Origin of the sequence: Curtobacterium sp. C2H10 (genome assembly GCF_025407985.1) — a bacterium.
GTDB lineage: Bacteria > Actinomycetota > Actinomycetes > Actinomycetales > Microbacteriaceae > Curtobacterium.
On record NZ_JABXGF010000012.1, the window covers coordinates 1 to 17,082 of the forward strand.

General features: G+C 74.2%; 16 protein-coding genes. 10 read left to right on the forward strand and 6 right to left on the reverse strand.

Features of this window, described 5'->3' with window-relative positions:
• The 3 genes from HWD93_RS07075 to HWD93_RS07085 all read left to right on the forward strand — a co-directional run.
• The coding region (locus HWD93_RS07075) for a hypothetical protein (protein ID WP_374115149.1) at nucleotides 1–198 on the forward strand (198 nt) is incomplete at its 5' end.
• Nucleotides 195–788, forward strand: a complete 594-nt coding sequence (locus tag HWD93_RS07080) for a hypothetical protein (protein WP_261646442.1) — start codon at nucleotides 195–197, stop codon at nucleotides 786–788. The genes HWD93_RS07075 and HWD93_RS07080, both read left to right, overlap by 4 nt.
• A 7-nt stretch (nucleotides 789–795) precedes the next feature.
• Nucleotides 796–1,647, forward strand: a complete 852-nt coding sequence (locus HWD93_RS07085) for an aminoglycoside 3'-phosphotransferase (RefSeq protein ID WP_261646443.1) — start codon at nucleotides 796–798, stop codon at nucleotides 1,645–1,647.
• Here HWD93_RS07085 and HWD93_RS07090 read toward each other — a convergent pair.
• Together HWD93_RS07090 and HWD93_RS07095 are read right to left on the reverse strand one after the other, a co-directional pair.
• Nucleotides 1,644–2,981, reverse strand: a complete 1,338-nt coding sequence (locus HWD93_RS07090; protein ID WP_139201829.1) for a M23 family metallopeptidase — start codon at nucleotides 2,979–2,981, stop codon at nucleotides 1,644–1,646. The two genes, HWD93_RS07085 and HWD93_RS07090, sit on opposite strands and share 4 nt — an antisense overlap.
• A 77-nt stretch (nucleotides 2,982–3,058) precedes the next feature.
• Entirely contained in the window at nucleotides 3,059–4,726 is a 1,668-nt protein-coding gene (locus HWD93_RS07095) for a hypothetical protein (RefSeq protein WP_261646444.1), read from the reverse strand.
• A gap of 87 nt (nucleotides 4,727–4,813) precedes the next feature.
• On the opposite strand from HWD93_RS07095, the gene pyrE reads away from it, so the two are divergent.
• Together pyrE and HWD93_RS19440 are read left to right on the forward strand one after the other, a co-directional pair.
• Entirely contained in the window at nucleotides 4,814–5,365 is a 552-nt protein-coding gene (gene pyrE, locus HWD93_RS07100) for an orotate phosphoribosyltransferase (protein ID WP_022905654.1), read from the forward strand.
• Nucleotides 5,362–7,542, forward strand: coding sequence for a septum formation family protein (locus tag HWD93_RS19440; protein ID WP_261646445.1), 2,181 nt, complete (start codon nucleotides 5,362–5,364; stop codon nucleotides 7,540–7,542). The genes pyrE and HWD93_RS19440 overlap by 4 nt, the downstream gene beginning before the upstream one ends.
• An 83-nt stretch (nucleotides 7,543–7,625) precedes the next feature.
• On the opposite strand, the gene HWD93_RS07110 is transcribed toward HWD93_RS19440, so the two are convergent.
• Entirely contained in the window at nucleotides 7,626–8,579 is a 954-nt protein-coding gene (locus HWD93_RS07110) for an aldo/keto reductase (RefSeq protein ID WP_261646446.1), read from the reverse strand.
• A gap of 105 nt (nucleotides 8,580–8,684) precedes the next feature.
• Between HWD93_RS07110 and HWD93_RS07115 the strand changes: the two genes are divergently transcribed.
• A complete protein-coding gene (locus HWD93_RS07115) occupies nucleotides 8,685–9,329 on the forward strand; it encodes a HEAT repeat domain-containing protein (protein ID WP_261646447.1) in 645 nt (214 codons plus the stop codon).
• A gap of 414 nt (nucleotides 9,330–9,743) precedes the next feature.
• On the forward strand, nucleotides 9,744–11,033 hold the full coding sequence (locus HWD93_RS07120) for a sodium:proton exchanger (protein ID WP_261646448.1): 1,290 nt from the start codon (nucleotides 9,744–9,746) through the stop codon (nucleotides 11,031–11,033).
• Nucleotides 11,034–11,212: 179 nt separating this feature from the next.
• Here the strand turns inward: HWD93_RS07120 and HWD93_RS07125 are convergent, their stop codons facing one another.
• Nucleotides 11,213–11,902: a metal-dependent transcriptional regulator gene (locus tag HWD93_RS07125; protein ID WP_071294437.1), complete on the reverse strand. Its 690-nt coding sequence runs from the start codon at nucleotides 11,900–11,902 to the stop codon at nucleotides 11,213–11,215.
• Nucleotides 11,903–11,924: 22 nt separating this feature from the next.
• Between HWD93_RS07125 and HWD93_RS07130 the strand changes: the two genes are divergently transcribed.
• The 3 genes from HWD93_RS07130 (at nucleotide 11,925) to HWD93_RS07140 (ending at nucleotide 15,735) form a co-directional block, all read left to right on the forward strand.
• Nucleotides 11,925–12,812 (forward strand): CPBP family intramembrane glutamic endopeptidase, encoded by an 888-nt coding sequence (locus tag HWD93_RS07130; protein ID WP_261646449.1) that lies wholly within the window; start codon nucleotides 11,925–11,927, stop codon nucleotides 12,810–12,812.
• A 173-nt stretch (nucleotides 12,813–12,985) separates the two neighbouring features.
• Entirely contained in the window at nucleotides 12,986–14,791 is a 1,806-nt protein-coding gene (locus tag HWD93_RS07135; protein ID WP_261646450.1) for a phosphatase PAP2 family protein, read from the forward strand.
• A 77-nt stretch (nucleotides 14,792–14,868) separates the two neighbouring features.
• A complete protein-coding gene (locus tag HWD93_RS07140) occupies nucleotides 14,869–15,735 on the forward strand; it encodes a L,D-transpeptidase (RefSeq protein ID WP_261646451.1) in 867 nt (288 codons plus the stop codon).
• 18 nt (nucleotides 15,736–15,753) lie between these two features.
• On the opposite strand, the gene HWD93_RS07145 is transcribed toward HWD93_RS07140, so the two are convergent.
• Together HWD93_RS07145 and HWD93_RS07150 are read right to left on the reverse strand one after the other, a co-directional pair.
• Nucleotides 15,754–16,167, reverse strand: coding sequence for a hypothetical protein (locus tag HWD93_RS07145; RefSeq protein WP_261646452.1), 414 nt, complete (start codon nucleotides 16,165–16,167; stop codon nucleotides 15,754–15,756).
• A gap of 118 nt (nucleotides 16,168–16,285) precedes the next feature.
• Nucleotides 16,286–17,080 (reverse strand): methyltransferase domain-containing protein, encoded by a 795-nt coding sequence (locus tag HWD93_RS07150; RefSeq protein WP_261646453.1) that lies wholly within the window; start codon nucleotides 17,078–17,080, stop codon nucleotides 16,286–16,288.
• Nucleotides 17,081–17,082 lie beyond the last annotated feature (2 nt).

Consider the following 17,082-nt stretch of genomic DNA (forward strand, 5'->3'; position numbering starts at 1 on the left):
ACCCGGCTCGGTCCGGACGCGGCCGTCGGCACCGTCGGCCGTCGGACGGTCGACGTCGTGCTCCGCCCGCCCGCGGGGGCCGACGTCCCCGCGGTCGCCGCGACCGACGCCGTGACCGCGGAGTTCGCCGCGATCGACGCGCAGCCCGGCGTCACCGCGCGGGTCCGCGTGCAGCCGACCGGACGGGTGGACGGATGAACGCCACGAACCGCGTCGTCGGACGGACGACGCTCGTGCTGGTCGGACTCGCGCTGCTCGTGCTCGGCGTCGGGGCGATCCTCGTCCAGACGCTGCCGTGGGCGGCCACGGCGTGGCACGAGCGTGCCGGCGTGCTCGACGCCCTGGGTGCGGATGCCCCGCGCGAGGCATCGGTGACGGCGTGGACCTGGGTCCTCGGCGGCGCGGTGGTGCTCGGGGTCCTGGCGATCGTGGTGCTGTCGACGCTCGGTGGCGGTCGGGTCGGCACCGTGGTCGAGGACGACGGGTCCGCCGGCGGGGTCGCCGGTTCGGTCCGGATCGACGCCGCTGCGGTGCAGCACGCGCTGTCGTCGGCGATCGGTGCCATGCCGCAGGTGGGCTCGCTCGCGGTCGACGTGTTCCGGGTCCGGGGCAGCCGGGCGATCCGGATCCGCGTCCGACCCCGTCGCGGAGCCTCGCCGCGCGACATCACGTCCGGGGTGGAGGACATCGTCGCCGACCTGGACGCCCTGCTCGGGGACCGTCTGCCGGTCCTGCTCGAGATCGCCCGGGGTGGCGCGGGCTCCGGCCGCACGGACCGGGTGCACTGAGGTCGGCATGCCGCGCTCGATCGACGGACTGTCCCGCGCGCGGGGTGCCGTCGCGGTGCCCGCGGTCGTCCGTGGCGTCGCACGGGGTCGTCCGGTGCAGGCCGTGTGGGTCAACGAGATCGGTGGCCGGACGTTCCGCATCGGTGCGGACGGCCTGGCCGAGGAGTACGTCAAGGTGCTCCCGCACGCCTACGCGCCGTGGATCGTCGGCGAGGCCGCACGCCTGACCTGGGCCTCCCGGTACGCGCGGGTCCCGGAGCTCCTCGACCACGGGGTCGACGACGAGGGGGCCTGGCTCCGCACCCGCGCGCTGCCGGGGTGGAGCGCGGTCGACCCCCGGTGGCACGACGAACCGCGCACGGCCGTGATCGCGGCCGGCGAGGGACTGCGGGCGCTGCACGACACCCTGCCCGTGCTCGACTGCCCGTTCGAGTGGTCCACCGTGCAGCGGGCCGGACGGGCCCGCGCTGCCGGTGCCGACCCCGAGGCGCTCGGTCCGGAGCCGCCCGTGGACCGCGTGGTGGTGTGCCACGGCGACCCGTGCACGCCGAACACCCTGATCGGCGCGGACGGCCGGTTCGCCGGGCACGTCGACCTCGACGCCCTCGGCATCGCCGACCGCTGGGCGGACCTGGGCGTGGCGACGATGGCGCTCGGGTGGAACTACGGCCCCGGGTGGGACGGACTCTTCCACGAGGCGTACGGGCTGCCCGTCGACGAGGAGCGGACAGCCTGGTACCGGGCGCTGTGGAACCTGGACGACGACGGCATCGAGACCGCTTCCGGCACGGAGACCGCGTCCGGCACGGAGACCGCCGACGGGACGAGCGCCGGACCGGATGCCGGACGGGACGGCTAGAAGGCCACGCCCCGCGCCTGCATGAACGGCACCGGGTCGACCGTGGCGCCGTTCACGTGGACCTCGAAGTGCGTGTGGCAGCCGGTCGAGTTGCCGGTGGAGCCGACGAGCGCGATCAGCTGCCCGGCCGACACCTGCTGGCCGGGGCTGACCCGGAACCCGCCGTTCACGATGTGCCCGTAGGCCGTCTGGACCCCGCCGCCGTGGCTGATCCGCACGTAGTTGCCGTACCCGCCGTACCAGCCGGCGTAGTCGACCGTGCCGGCCGCCGCCGCGACGATGGGCGTCGAGCACCCGCTCGCGAGGTCGGCGCCGTCGTGCTTGATCACGGTGCCGTAGATCGGGTGCACGCGGTACCCGTAGGGGCTGATCACGTACCCGCTGGCCGGACGGACCCAACCCGTCCCCGAGCCGGACCCCGGCGAACCGCTGGAACCCGAGCCGCTGCTGCCGGTACCGCCACCCCCGCCGCCGCTGCCGGCGTTGGCCGCGTTCGCGGCGTTCTGGGCGGCGATGGCCCGGAGGTAGGCCTCGCGCGCGGCCTTCTCCTCCGCCGCCTTGCGCACGGCCTCGCCCTTGGCGAACTCGGCCTCGGTCCGGACCCGGCCGGAGGTCAGCGTCGCGAGCTGGGCGTCGAGCCGTGCCTTGTTGGTCTGCTGTTCGTCGTAGGCGGCCTGTACCTTGTCCGCCGCGGCCTGGGAGGCCTGCATGCGGCGCTCGGCCTCGGCAGCGAGGTCGTCGAGCGCCTCGGACGCACGGTCGGCCTGCGCGGTGAGGGACCGGGCGACTGCGGCGTCGGCGGTGGCTGCGGCCTCGACGCGTTCGGCCTGCTCGGAGAGCTTGCTGAGCGCACCGAGGTTGTAGAGGAGGTCGCTGGCGTCCTGGCCGCCGGAGATCACGGACGCGGTGACGTCGGCGCCGCCGGACCGGGCCATCTGGGCGGCGAACTGGCCCGCCTGGGCGGCGCTCTGCTCGGCGACCTCGGCGTGGTCGTCGGCGTCGGCGCGGAGCCGCTGTTCCTTCTCGGCGGCGTCCTGCGCTTCGCTCTGCGCATCGAAGAACTCGGTGCCGAGGCGCTCGGCCTCGGCCTCGGCCGCCTTCACCTTGCTCGACAGCCCGGAGATGATGCCGCGGATCTCGGTGATCTGGTCCTGCTTGTCGGACTCCTGCCCGCGCGCGGCCATGACCTCGTCCCACGAGGGGTAGGTCGCCGCGCTCGCCACCGGCGCGTCGAACACCACCGTGCCGACGAGGCCCGCGAGCGCGAGGCCGGTGGCGGCGAGACGGAGTCGGACGGCGGCACGGGGACGGGAGTGGCTGGTGGGACGAGTCACGGGCACGAGCCTATACATCCGTTCAGGCACGATCGGCCGTCGCCGCGCGGCTGTGGACAACTTCGCAGGGCGGGCGTTCAGAAGCCGCGTTCCCGCCGGACGGCATCGGCACTGTCGACGACGTCCCGCTGCAGGACGGCGGCGCCCGACGTCCCGGCGTAGTCGTACACGTCGAACCCGGTGCAGTGGGTGATCGTCGCGGGCGGGCCGAGCGAGTCCTCGACGGCGGTCGTCCAGACGTCGCCGGACCCGATCACCACGAAGGTCGGCGCGGCGTCGCGGTAGGCCCCCAGGTCGACGAGCCAGGGGTAGGTCGCGAACGTGTCCCGCACCTGCAGCAGTTGCACGTTCGTGGACGCGTACGTGGCGAGCGGGCGGATCGTCCAGAACTGCCCGACCCCGACGACGTCCCGCCCGTCGGCCCAGCGGTCGAGGCAGGCCGCCGGGTCGTACCGCGCCTGTGCGACCGCGCGGGCGGTGCTCGGTGCGGTGGCGGTCCCGGCGAGCAGCACCCCGGCGGCCGCGAGGGCGAGCACGGCCCGGATGCCGCGTCGCGGCCGGTGCACCTGGGTCCGTCGGACGGCGGTGCGGGCGAGCTCGGCGACCGCGACCAGGGCGAGCAGCGGTGCCGTGACGATCGGCTCGAGGTAGCGCGGGGTCTCCGAACCCGCGACGACGACCCCGACCGACACCGCCACGACGGTGACGAGCGCGAGCGCTGGGGCGACGAGGACGGTCCGCGAGGTCCGGACCCGCCACGCCCAGACGGTGCCGCCGACCGACAGGAGCACCCCCACGAGCAGCAGGAGCAGCCCCGCGTCGCCCGCCGCCGACCCCGCGCGGTCGTCGGTGAGCGCGGCGAAGAACCCGAGCGTCTCGCCGGCCCGCGACGGCTGGACGTAGGTCGACGGGTCGAGGGACACGAACGGCCGCAGCGGGATCCGCAGCAGGTACCCGACGACGGACCCGAGGGTGAGCGTCGCAGCGAGCAGCCCGACCGGACGCCACGGGAGCCGGCGGGCGAGTGCCAGGAGCACGAGGGTCACGACGACCGGGGCGGCCGACCACGGGACGTACAGCGGGTTCGACGCCGTCGTGCACGCGGCGACGAGGCCGAGCACGACGAGGACCGTGACGGACGCCCGCCCGAGCCGCACCGCACGGAGCACGAGCACCGCGGTGCCGAGCATCGCCAGCACCGCGCCGTAGTAGTACGTCGTCGTGAGGAGCAGGGACGCGAGCTCCAACGAGGTCGCGGTGGCCGACGACTCGGTGAGCACCAGGAGTGTCACGAACCCGAGGGCGACCGCGGACACCGCGATCCGGGCCGACCGCCGGGCCGCCGGCATGAGCTCGTTCGCCGCGGCCCGGACGAGCGCGTACACGGCGAGCAGCACGAGGACGCCGTTCAGCGCGAGCGCCTGCTGCGGCGTGGCCGTCACGAGGGAGCACAGGAGGTAGACCGGCAGCTCCGGGAAGAAGAACAGCGCCGGGGACATCGCCCACTCGAACGGCTGCCCGAGCTGCATCGACCGTTCGACGAGCGGCAGCAGCACCGAGTCCCCGTCGTACCAGAGCAGGGCGACCCTGGAGGTCGCGACGACGTGGCGCAGGGCGATGACGGCCAAGGCCAGCGCGACCAGGGCGCCCAGGGCCTCCTGGCCGACCGCGAGCCGTCGCGCGCGCCACCGCGAGCCGCCCGTCGGACGCACGACCTCGCTGACCGGGCGCGCGTCGGAGGACATGACCGGAGCGTACCGAGCGTGGCTCGCAGCGCACCCCACCCACACGGGGCAGCGCGCTGCGGGGACGACCGGCTACCCTTGTGGGCTGTGACCGACGCGCGCGACCAGCTCATCCAGTTCATCACGGACGAAGCGGTGTTCCACGGAGACTTCACCCTCACCAGCGGGAAGAAGGCGACGTACTACATCGACCTCCGCAAGGTGAGCCTGGACCACCGTGTCGCCCCGCTCATCGGTCAGGTGATGACCGACCTCATCGGCCAGGTACCGGACGTCGCCGCCGTGGGCGGACTGACCATGGGCGCCGACCCCATCGCGAGCGCCGTGCTGCACCAGGCCGCCGCCCGCGGACTCGCCTACGACGCGTTCGTCGTGCGCAAGGAGCCGAAGGACCACGGCCGCGGCAAGCAGGTCGAGGGGCCGGACCTCGCCGGCAAGCGCGTGATCGTGCTCGAGGACACTTCGACGACCGGCGGCTCGCCGCTCAAGGCCGCCGAGGCACTGGAGCGCGAGGGCGCGATCATCGCCGCCGTGGCCGTCGTCGTCGACCGCGACACCGGCGCGAAGGAGAAGATCGAGGCTGCCGGGTACCCGTACTTCGCGGCGATCGGGCTGGCTGATCTGGGGCTGAGCGCGTGACCGAGGAGCGTCCGGACGACGCGCACGAGCCCGACCAGACCGCCGGTCCCGCAGACGGGGACGACGGACTGGAGGCACGGCGCGACTCCGCCCCGGACGCTCCGTTCCACGGTCTCCGCAGTGCCGCCGACATCTTCGGTGCGCCGCGGGGCGCGGACGACTGGCCCTCGCGCCGTGAGCGGCGCGAGGCGGAGAAGACCGCGCGCGAGACCGGCGCACCCCTGCCGGACCCGTTCGAGCCGGTGGTGTCCGACGAGCCCGTGACCCCCGCGTCGCCCGCGTCGCCCGCATCGCCCGCGTCGTCCGCGTCGTCCGCGTCGTCCGCCGAGGACGACTCCACGCAGGCGATCTCGATGCCCGAGCAGCTCGAGGCACCGTCCGAGAACCCCCAGGCCGACGCCGAGGCCGAGCGGGCCACGCTCTCCGACCGGATCCCCGCAGCGGCCCCGGTCCCGCCGTCGTCGACCGCACCGCACCCGTCGTCGATCAGCCTGCCGACCGCCCAGTCCCACCGCGACCAGCGTGCGGCCGAGAACCGTGCGATCGACGAGGAGCGGCGCCGCACCGACCCGTTCGGCGCCGGACGCGAGGACGTCGACTGGCTCGGTCGGGCCACGGGCTCGCAGCCGGCCGACGCGCCCGCTGCCCCTGCGTTCCCCGTCGTGCCGCAGCCGGTCGGCGTGGAGAACGTCCTGCCGGCCACCGACGAACCGCCGAGCTTCACGGAGCTGCTCCGCATCGCCGACGGCGAGGGCGAGGGCACCGGCGGGCAGGAGCGCCCGTTCGACTGGGCGATCCGCGACGACGAGGCCGGCGAGGTGCCGGCGACCCTGACCACGAACGCGTTCGACACGACGGCGCTGGCCGGCGGCTCGTGGAGCCTGGCGGACGACCCGGACGACGACGTCGTCGCGGGTGCACTGCCGACCCCGGTCGGCGGCACGCCCGTCGTCGAGCCGACCACGGCGGTGGAGCCCGGGCGCCCCGACGACGCGACGGCGGCGCCGGAGGACGAGCCGCGCCTCCAGGCCGACGAACCGACCACGGCGCTGCCCGTCGCCGGCGGCCCGTGGTGGGCCGAGCCGGACGGCACCGTGCCGCCCACGGCTGCCCCGCCGCTGGTCGAACCGGCCGCGTCCGAAGCGGAGCCGAGCGCGTACCCCGCGCACCTGCCTCCGGCGGTCGGGCAGGACCTCGACGCCGTGATGGGTATCCGCGGTCACGAGCCGGCGCCGCAGCGCGACGAGCCGGCACCGCTCCCGGCCGCCGCGCCGGACGACCTCGACCAGTCCGAGTGGGACGGTCGCGAGACCAGCGACACGAGTGCGATCAAGGACCTCTTCGGGACCGAGGCGGTCGGGCAGCTCGGTGGGACCGGGTACGACCCGCACGACACCGGAACGCGCATGATGCCGGCCGTCGGTGCCACGCCGGCGCACGCACCCGCGCCCGAGCGCACGCCCGTGCCACCCGTGGCGCCGGTGCCGTCGGCCTCCGCGGGCGGGGGCGACCGCGACAACTTCATCAACGAGGGCTTCGCCAAGCTCCGGAACGAGGGACAGCGCGGGAAGCGGCTGCTCATCTGGGGCTCGGTCGCGCTCATCGTCGTGCTGCTCGTCGCCGTGTTCGCGCTGACGCGGTGGATCCTCGGCAACTCGATCGAGGAGCGCACGCCGGCGCCGACGTCGACCTCGGCGGCCTCGGCGTCGTCGGCGGCGACCCCGAAGGAGACGCCGTCCGCCGCGGCGTCGCAGCCCTCGTCGGCATCGACCTCGCTCGAGACGCTGCAGTTCGCGACGACGCCGGCGGCCCCGGGCGAGCACGCGTGGACCGACCTCGCCGGCGGGGAGTGCCTGTCGCCGTTCACGAACGCGTGGGCGCAGACCTACACGGTCGTCGACTGCCAGACGCCGCACGTCGCCCAGCTCACCGCGCGGCTGCCCGTCTCGGCGAACCAGTGGCCCGGGCCGGACGCGCTCGCGGCCCAGGCGGCCGAGCAGTGCCAGACCTCGGCGGCGTTGAACGCCTCGGCCGCGGCGGCGTACGGCGATGTGCAGGTCCAGGGCTCCTACGCGCCCGACCAGGCGACGTGGGACCAGGGGGACACGTTCATCTCGTGCTTCGTCACCCGGTCGTCGGGCGACACGATGACGGGGTCGGTCGCGCCGAGCGCGTGAGGGGTCGGGCCGGGCGGACCCGGAACGACATCACCGAGGTCGTACGACGTCGGTGATGTCGTCCCGGGTCGACCGCGCCGGTGTCAGGCCGCGGCCGACACCTTCCCCGACACGTCGGAGAGGGTCCGCAGCTCGTCGGCGCTGAGCTCCAGCTCCGCCGACGCCAGCAGTGCCGGCAGCTGCTCGGTGTTGCGTGCGCTGGCGATCGGCGCGACGACGTCCGGCTGCGCCTGCAGCCACGCGAGGGCGACCGTCGCGACCTCGGTGCCGCGGTCCTGGGCGATCGTGGCGAGGGCGTCGACCACCGCGAGCCCCGCCTCGTTGAAGTAGCCGGAGACCTGGCCTTCGCGGTCCTTGCCGGCGAAGTCCTCCTTCGTGCGGTACTTGCCGGTCAGGAAGCCCGCCGCGAGGGAGAAGTACGGAACGACCCCGAGGTGCTCGGTGGCGGCCAGGGGAGCGATGTCCGACTCGTACGGCTCGCGGGTGACCAGGTTGTAGTGCGGCTGGATCGCGACGGGCAGGGCGAGGTCGTTCTCCCGCGCGATGCGGATCCACTCCGCCGCCCGCTCCTTCGAGTAGTTCGAGATGGCTGTGTACCGGACGAGGCCGTCGCGCACGAGCTGGTCGAACGCGCGCACGGTCTCCTCGAGCGGGGTCGACTCGTCGTCGAAGTGCGCGTAGTACAGGTCGATCCGGTCGGTGCCGAGCCGCTCGAGGCTCGCGCGTGCGGCCGCGGCGACGTTCGTGGCGGAGAGGCCCTGGAACTGCGGGTGCTGGGAGACCTTCGTGGCGATGACGACGTCGTCGCGCTTGCCGGACGTCGCGAGCCACGAGCCGATGACCTGCTCGGACTCGCCGCCGGAGTTCCCGGGTGCCCAGGCGGAGTAGACGTCCGCGGTGTCGACGAAGTCGCCGCCGGCCGCGGTGTAGGCGTCGAGCACCTGGTGGGAGGTCTGCTCGTCGGCCGTCCAACCGAAGACGTTGCCGCCGAGGGCGAGGGGGAACACCGTGAGGTCACTGGTACCGATGCGGGGCATGGGGATCCTTTCGTGGTCGTGTCGAACGAACCCGCCCACGCTATGCCTCGACCCTTGGCGGGCGGTCTCCGGACGTCACGCAGCACGGTGCGCTTGCATGGGACCATGTCCGCGCTCACCACCGCACTCGCCGACCCGCGCTCGTCCGTTCGCCTCCGCGCCGTCATGGCCGCGGGGACGCACCCGGACCCGGCGGACCTCGACGCGCTGGTGGAGCAGTGCGCCGTCGAGCCGGACTTCTTCGTCCGCGACATGCTCACGTGGGCGCTCATCCGGCTCCCCGCCGACGCGGTCGTCCGTCGGGTGCTGCCCGAGCTCGACCGACCGCTGCCGCAGGCCCGGAGCCAGGCGCTGCACACGCTCTCGAAGATCGGCGACCCCGCGGTCTGGCCGTCGGTGCGACCCCTGCTGCGGGACTCCGACGTCGGGGTCCTCCGAGCGGCCTGGCGCACCGCGGCCGCACTCGTCCCGGACGCCGAGCGGGACGCCCTCGCCCGGACGCTCGCGGAGCACCTCGGCCGTGGCGACCAGGAGACCCGGCTCAGTCTGTCCCGTGCCCTGGTCGCACTCGGCGAGGACGCCGTGCGACCGGTCCTCGACGACGCCTCGGCGCGCGGTGCGGAGGACGTCCGAGCGCACGTGGCCGAGGTCGACCGCCTGCTCCGCGACCCGGACGCCGCGAGTGCCCTCGCCGTCGAGCGCGCCCGCCGCGAGGTCGCCCTCGGCCGCACCCGCTCCGCGAAGGGGTAGCGCGCGCCGCGCGCACCGCGCGCCGCCGCGCGGCGTCGTTTCGTGAGCAGGAACGGTCGAGTCGGCGGGGGCGACCCGACCGTTTCTGCGCACGAAACGCGGTGGGCGCGACCCGGGGACGGACGGGAGGCGCGGTGCGGCGCCGCCACGCGCCTCCAGGCCGTTCCGGGGCGGGTCGGGGAACACCGGGATTCGGGATGCCGAACAGGCCGGATCGGCTTGCGCACGCGGATCGGAGCGCGCCAAGGTGGTGGCGAAGGGGAGTAGCTCCCAGCGCGTGCATCGACACACTGGCCATCACGACGATCGGCCCGGTGCACGTGGCCCTCGAGGCGAGCGAGACCTTCGGCCGTTCCGCCATGGCCGAAGCCGCTCGAGTGTGTGCAGCGTCATGGCTCGACCACGAGGACCACCATGACCGACACCCTGTCTGCTCCGACGCCCGGCGTCGTGGCGTCCCGGATGGGCGCCAGCGCCTGGGGCCGCATCGCGATCTGCATCGCCATCGCCCTGCCCGCCGTCGTCTTCCGGATCGGCGGGTTCGCGCCGAACCCCGTCGTCGACCTGCTCGTCTTCGGCGGTGCCGTCGTCGCCGCCTCGTTCCTGCTCGCCTGGGCCGCCGAGGCCGCGCAGAAGGACATCGCCGGCGCCCTCGCGATCGCGATCCTCGCCCTGATCGCCGTGCTGCCCGAGTACGCGGTCGACCTGTACTACGCGTTCCGCTCCGGGTACGACCCCTCGTACGAGCAGTTCGCCGCGGCCAACATGACCGGCTCGAACCGGCTGCTGCTCGGGTTCGGGTGGCCTCTCGTCGTGATCATCTCGCTGCTCGTGGCGCGCCGGTTCGTCCGGACCGGGTCGCTCCCCGCCTCGGCCACCCGGGTGCTCGAGCTCGAGCGGTCCTCGCGGCTCGACATCGGGTTCCTGGCGCTCCTGGCCCTCGTCGCGTTCCTCATCCCGCTGATGGGCTCGATCCCGATGTGGTTCGGGTTCGTGCTGCTCGCCGCGTTCGTCTGGTACCTCTGGCGGGCGTCGAAGGTCGAGGACGGCGACGACGACGAGGAGGAGATGGTCGGCATGGCGGAAAACATCGCCTCGATGCCGCAGCGTGGGCGTCGCTGGACGATCGTGGCGCTGTTCGTCGTCGCCGCGGCCGTGATCCTGTCCTCGGCGGAGCCGTTCGCGGACGCGCTCGTGCAGTCCGGCAGCGCGCTCGGGATCGACAGCTACTTCCTCGTGCAGTGGCTCGCGCCGCTCGCCACGGAGGCGCCGGAGTTCATCGTCGCCGCGCTCTTCGCGCTGCGGGGGATGGGCGGGGCGGCGATCGGCACGCTCATCGCATCGAAGGTCAACCAGTGGTCGCTGCTCGTCGGGTCGCTGCCGATCGCGCACGTGCTCGGCGGTGGCACCTCGGGCGGGCTGCCGCTCGACGGTCGGCAGGTCGAGGAGTTCATGCTGACCGCGTCGCAGACCGTGCTCGGCGTGGCGATCATCATCGCGCTGCGGTTCCACCGGTGGTCGGCGATCGGGCTCGCGGCGCTGTTCGCGGTGCAGTTCTTCGTGACGGACACGAACGGGCGGTGGGTGCTCAGCATCGTGCACCTCGTGGCGGCGGTCGTGGTGTTCTGGATCAACCGGCGGGAGATCCTGCCGACGGTCACGGCGCCGTTCCGCCGGGCGTCGTCCCCCGTGTTGCGGGGCTGACGCGCGGCGTGCGTGGGCGCGTGCGGCGGGGGCGCGCGGCGCCGAGGTCGCGTGTTCTGCCGGATGGCGGGCGTGCGGGCGGCGCTTCGTGCGATCTCGGCGGACGTGAGCGGCATGTCGTGCGACCGCGGTGCGGCGCAGCCGCGAGCGGCGCGGCCGCGAGCGGCGGGCGCGGGGCGTCAGTCGGCGTCGGGGGCGAGCCAGATCGCGGAGGCCGCCGCCGCGGGCAGGTCCACGAGGGACTCCGACCCGTCCGACGACCGCCGGGACACCGCGATGACGCCCGCGTAGTCCCGCACCTGCTCCACCCGCAGGTGCGTCCCGAGCCCGACCCCGAGCTCGTCGAAGTACCGCAGCAGCGAGGGGTCGTCGTCGGACACCCGGTCGACGGTGCCGCACGCCCCGGGCTCGATGGCCCCGAGCAGGGTCCCGGGGGAGTCCGGCACGGTGCCGTCCGCGCGGGGGATCGGGTCGCCGTGCGGGTCGTGCGTCGGGTGCCCGAGGTCGGCGTCGACCCGGTCGAGGAAGGTCTCCGACACCGCGTGCTCGAGCGCCTCGGCCTCGGTGTGGACCTCGTCCCACGAGTACCCCAGCCGCTGCACGAGGAACGTCTCGATCAGCCGGTGCCGCCGGACCATCGCCACGGCGACCTGCTGGCCGAGCGGGGTGAGCACGACGCCGTAGTACGGGGTGTGCTCGATGAGGCCGTCGCGGTCGAGCTTCCGGAGGTTGCCCGAGACCGTCGACGCGGACACCTTGAGCGCCGCGGCGATGTCGCGGGTGGCCAGGCCTGTCCCGCCGCGCTCACTCGCCTTCCAGACGAGCTTCACGTAGTCCTCCGCCATCGTGGACAGGGAGGGCAAGCGCATGCCCCAATGGTACAAACGGCAGGTGACCGCCGCCGACTCCTCCCGCCGCCGCCGCTGGCCCGTTCCGCCGTCGCTGCTCGTCGGCCTCGCGCCGCTCGTGGTGTTCGCGGCCGTCAGCGCCTGGCGGGCCCGGCCGAGCGACGACTACCCGACTCTCGGACAGACGGTGGACAGCGTCGTCCGGTCGCTCGTCGTCCCGGAGGGCATCGCCGCCGTCGCACTCTGCCTCGTCGTGACCGGGCTCGGCTGGTGGCGCATCGCGACCGTCGACCCGACGCGCACGCGCCTGCGGTGGACGATGGTGGCGCCGATCCTCATCGTGGTCGTGTGCATCGTGCGGCTGCCGCTCGTGGACTGGTCGGCGCTGCCGGTCCGCTACTTCCTGCTGCTCGCTGTCGGGGTGCTGCTCGTCGGGGTCTTCGAGGAGCTGATGACCCGCGGCGTCCTGCTCGTGGGGCTCCGGCGGCGCCTGCCCGAGTTCGGCGTGTGGATCGCGTCGTGCGCGCTGTTCGGGGTGCTGCACCTGCTCAACGCCCTCGCCGGGGCCGGTCTCGGGGTGACGCTCGTGCAGGTCGTGTTCGCGGCGTCGTTCGGTTCGACGCTCTACGTCGCGCGTCGGCTGACCGGGAACCTGCTCCTGCCGGTGCTGCTGCACGCGTTCTGGGACTTCGGGTCGATCGGCCTCTCGGCGACGACGGACGTGCAGGACCCGTCGAAGCTCGCCGTCGTCGGCGTGATCGGGCTGCTGTCCTTCGCGGTCCTCGCCTTCGGGGTCGTCGCCGGTGGGGTGATCGCCTGGCGGGACGACCGGCCGCGCCGCCTGCGGCGCCGGTGGCGGACGGTGCCGCCCATGGGGGCGTACGCGGTGCTGGGCGACGAGCCCCGCCTCTCCCCACTCGGCACGGCCTGACCGCCGCTGACGCGTCGTCCAGGGACCGGCGAGCGTGGGCCCAGTCCGCCGTGTGGTGACGACGGACGGACGGGAGGCGCGGGGCTGCGAGTGCGCACAGGCTGCGGTCCGGTTCACCTCGGCTTGGTGCACCGTTCCCCGCTCGGCAACCACCCGTCCTTAGCGTTCGGCGCATGCACAGATCAGCACTCCGCGGGGCGACCGTCGCCGCCGTCGCGACCGCCCTCGTCGTCGGCTCGCCCCTCGTCGCCACCGCGGCGGGGTACCCGAGCGACACCGCCAAGCCCGACCTCGTCTCCCTGCTGAGCGGGTACGACCAGTACTGGAAGTCGAGCGGGACGAACGACCTGCACGGCACCGTGCTCGATGCCGGGACGCTGGCGGAGAACGACCGGCTGACCTCGTGGATCAACCAGCACGCCACGAAGGCGCAGCAGCTGAAGGCGCTGCAGGACTCCGAGTACCAGAACGCCACGAACACCGCCTACGACCAGTCGATGACGGTGTCGCAGGGGCTCGGTCCGGCACTCGAGAAGATCTACGTCGAGGGTCGGAACGCCGGGAAGCTGCCGCTGACCTCGGCGGTGGTGAACTCCTCGAACGGCACGAGCGGCGCGTACGTCAGCACGGGTGACGCGAAGGCGCACTACAGCTACCCGCGGCCGTACCTGCCGGCGAGCAGCACCGCGACGCTGCCCGCGACCGACGACCAGACCGGCTGCGCCCCGGCGAAGGTGAACGCGTCGTCGCTCGCCGCGAACCGCGCCGGCAAGGCCTGGGCATCGGCGGACGGGACGCTCGACATCACGCGGGTGCCGGTCGCCACGGACACGTCGCACGAGTTCTCGCCGAACGACGTCGTGCTCGACCCCGGGTACGGCACCGCCGGCATCTGCACGGGCGGCTCGTACCCGAGCGGTCACACCACCACGGCGTACCAGGCGGGCATCACCCTCGCCACGCTCGTGCCGGAGCTGGCACCGGAGCTCCTCGCCCGCGCTTCCGAGGCCGGCAACGACCGCATCGTGCTCGGCGTCCACTACCCGCTCGACATCATGGGCGGGCGCATCGACGGCGAAGCGGCACTCGCGGCCCGCTGGTCGGACACCCAGTACCGCACCGAGGTCCTCGAGCCGGCGCGGAAGGAACTCGTCTCGTACCTCGAGCAGCAGTGCGGCGACACGCTCGCGAACTGCATCGCCCACTCGACGGCGTACTCGGACGACCCGTACGGCGGGGCCGCGATCCCCGGTGGCACCGCCCAGGTGGTCACCGACCGCGCCTCGGCCGCGGCGGTCTACCGCGAGCGGATGACCTACGGCTTCGCGGCGACCGGCACCACCGGGCTCGCCCCCTCGGTGCCGACCGGTGCGTCGAACCTGCTCCTCACCGCGTTCCCGACCCTGACCGACGCGCAGCGCACCGCCGTGCTCGCCCAGACCGAGATCGCGTCGGGCTACCCGCTCGACCAGTCCGGTTCGGCCGCGGGCTCGTGGGAGCGCCTGGACCTCGCCGCCGCCACGAGCGCCACGGTCGCGGTGTCGGCCGACGGCACCGCGAAGGTCCTCTCGACCGGCGGCACCGCTCGCGTCGTGACCGGCGTCCTCACGGCGCCGAAGGGCACCTCGGTCGCTGCCGGAGGGTCGCTCGCGCTGGCCGGCACCGGGTTCACCCCGGGGGCCTCGGTCCGGGTCGTCCTGCACTCCACCCCGGTCACGGTGGGCACGCTCACCGTGGCGGCGGACGGCACGGTGTCCGGCAGCGTCACCATCCCGGCCGGCACGGCCACGGGAGCGCACACGATCGACGTGGTCGACGCCTCCGGCGCCTCGGCGCTCGTCGCACCGCTCGCGATCACGGTGACCCCGGCCGCTGCCGGGTCGGGCACGGGCACCGGTGGCGCGGGAGCCGGGAGCGGCGGCACCGGCACCGTCGTCGACCCGGGCACGGGCATCCACCTGCCGGTCGTCTCCGGCTGATCGCGGGCCGGCCGGCGTCCGTCCCGTGCGGCGGCGCCGGCCGCCTTTCCGTTCCCGTCACCCCTGGAGCACCCCCCATGCGCACACGCACCCTCTGGACCGCGACCGGCGTCGCTGCCGCGGTCGTCCTCGCCGGGGCGGTCGCCGTCCCGTTGCTCGGGTCCACCCCGGTCGCCTCGGCGCCCGTCCCGTCGGCGTCGGCGACGCGGTCCCGCGTTGCCCCGGCCGTGCCGCACGTCGGGGCAGCCGCGCTCGCCGCACTGCCGGAGGCGCAGTACTCGGCGGTCATCGGCGGGCTCATGCCGTTCGACCGGACCATCACCTCGGACACCGTGTTCCAGCTCCGGGCCGACGCACCCCTGTTCGGCGCAGCGCGGACCACACCGGTCGCGCGGTTCGCCGCCACCGACTTCCTCCGGCAGCCCACCACGGTCGTCGGGGTCGAGCGCGACGGGGACTGGGAGCGTGTCCTCACCCCGGCGCGCCAGCAGCTGCCCTCGGCCGCCGGGGGATCGGCGGCGGCGCAGACCTCGGCGTGGGTACCGGTGGCGTCGCTCCGGGAGGTGTCGACCCCGACCTCCCGCGTCGTCATCTCGACGACGGACCAGTCCGTGTCGATCGTCTCGTCGGACGGCGGGGCCGTGCAGCGGTTCCGCGCCGGGGTCGGCACGGCGGACACCCCGACGCCGACCGGGGTCACCGGCTACCTCGAGCAGCGGTACGTCGACCCTGCCCAGGGGACCGGCGACCACCCGATCCAGCTGACCTCGCTGCACTCGAGCGCGGCGGACGAGCCGTACGGCGGGCACGACGGCGGGCTGATCGGGTTGCACTGGAACGCGACGACCTCGGGCGCGGTGTCGCACGGCTGCGTGCGGCTCGACGCCGAGGCGGTGGCGGCGGTGGACGCCCTGCCGCTCGGCACCCTCGTCACGGTCGAGTAGGGCGCCGAGCGGCGGCGATCAGCCGGTGGCGCCGCCGATGATCGCCGGACGCTCGAACGGGTCCGCGGTGACGAACGTGACCGCCTGTGCGCGGAACTGGTCGACCCCCGCCGTCGGCAGCCTGACGAAGTCCGTCCACGTCTCGCCCGCGGCGACGAACCGCGAGGCCTGCTGCTCGTCCACGATCACGTGGTCGTCGGGCGTGCCCGAGAACGCCGTCGCGTCGACGACGACGGTGCGGGCCTCGGTGCACTCGATCGTCCAGTGGACCCAGCCCTTCAGGTGGTCGGCGACCATCGTCGTCGTCGAACAGCCGGGGGCTGACGGGTCCCGAGGTCCGGGGACCGAGGCGGACGCGGCGGTGGGCAGTGCAGCGACCGAGAGGCCGAGCGCCATCGTGCCGACCGCGGCGACCGAGAGGATTCGCTTCATCGTGGAACTCCAATCTGATGTATCAGGAGTTCCGAGTCTGGTGGCGGCGACGCGGTCGAGCAACCAGGTGGCAACGCGTTGCCGCGCCCGATGGGCAGCGGCGATCACGGGGTGGCGATCAGGGCTTGCGGCCGACGGCGAAGACCCGCCGGAACGGGTACACCGTGCCGTGCGCCCCCGCCGGGTACGCCGACCGCAGCGCCGCCGCGTACTCCGCCTCGTACGCCGCGGTCGACGCGCCGGACGGGTCCGCCGCGTCGAGCGCCTGCAGTGCCGGACGGAGCCCGGTCCCGCGCACCCAGTCGAGCACCGGGTCGACGCCCGGCAGGATCTGGGCGTAGGTGGTCTCCCACGCGCGGGCCTCGAACCCGGCGTCGAGCATGATGCCGAGGTAGCCCGCCGGGTCGAGCACCGGGTCCTCGCGGAGGACACCGGCCAACGCCGGCGCCCACGGCCCGGAGGCGGCGACGGACCGCATGAGCGCGTGCGACGGCGACCCGAAGTTGCCCGGCACCTGCATCGCGAACCACGACCCGGACGGCATCGCGTCGAGCCACCGCGGCAGCAGTGACACGTGCGACGGCACCCACTGGAGCGCCGCGTTCGTCACGACGACGTCGTCCGTGGGGCCGGGTGTCCAGTCCTCGATCGAGCCCAGCTCGAACGACAATCCGGGGCCGGTCGGCGCCGACGCCAGCATCTGCGCCGAGCTGTCGATCCCGACCACCGACGCGGAAGGCCACCGCGCTGCCAACGTGGCGGTGAGGGTCCCGGGGCCGCAGCCGAGGTCGACGACGCGACGTGGCGCCTCCTGGCCCGCACCCGCCGGCCACGCGATCTGCGCGACGAGGTCGTGGAAGGGCCGCGCGCGGTCGTCCGCGAAGGCGGCGTACCGCGACGGGTCCCAGCGCATCG

What these genes read in the sequence shown, in the direction of transcription:
- HWD93_RS07115 (WP_261646447.1), top strand. Translation starts at nt 8,685, where the DNA reads ATGTCCGCGCTCACCACCGCACTCGCCGACCCGCGCTCGTCCGTTCGC.
- HWD93_RS07120 (WP_261646448.1), top strand. Translation starts at nt 9,744, where the DNA reads ATGACCGACACCCTGTCTGCTCCGACGCCCGGCGTCGTGGCGTCCCGG.
- HWD93_RS07140 (WP_261646451.1), top strand. Translation starts at nt 14,869, where the DNA reads ATGCGCACACGCACCCTCTGGACCGCGACCGGCGTCGCTGCCGCGGTC.
- HWD93_RS07150 (WP_261646453.1), bottom strand. Translation starts at nt 17,080, where the DNA reads ATGCGCTGGGACCCGTCGCGGTACGCCGCCTTCGCGGACGACCGCGCG.
- HWD93_RS07125 (WP_071294437.1), bottom strand. Translation starts at nt 11,902, where the DNA reads ATGCGCTTGCCCTCCCTGTCCACGATGGCGGAGGACTACGTGAAGCTC.
- HWD93_RS07135 (WP_261646450.1), top strand. Translation starts at nt 12,986, where the DNA reads ATGCACAGATCAGCACTCCGCGGGGCGACCGTCGCCGCCGTCGCGACC.
- HWD93_RS07110 (WP_261646446.1), bottom strand. Translation starts at nt 8,579, where the DNA reads ATGCCCCGCATCGGTACCAGTGACCTCACGGTGTTCCCCCTCGCCCTC.
- HWD93_RS07085 (WP_261646443.1), top strand. Translation starts at nt 796, where the DNA reads ATGCCGCGCTCGATCGACGGACTGTCCCGCGCGCGGGGTGCCGTCGCG.
- HWD93_RS07080 (WP_261646442.1), top strand. Translation starts at nt 195, where the DNA reads ATGAACGCCACGAACCGCGTCGTCGGACGGACGACGCTCGTGCTGGTC.
- HWD93_RS07095 (WP_261646444.1), bottom strand. Translation starts at nt 4,726, where the DNA reads ATGTCCTCCGACGCGCGCCCGGTCAGCGAGGTCGTGCGTCCGACGGGC.
- HWD93_RS07145 (WP_261646452.1), bottom strand. Translation starts at nt 16,167, where the DNA reads ATGAAGCGAATCCTCTCGGTCGCCGCGGTCGGCACGATGGCGCTCGGC.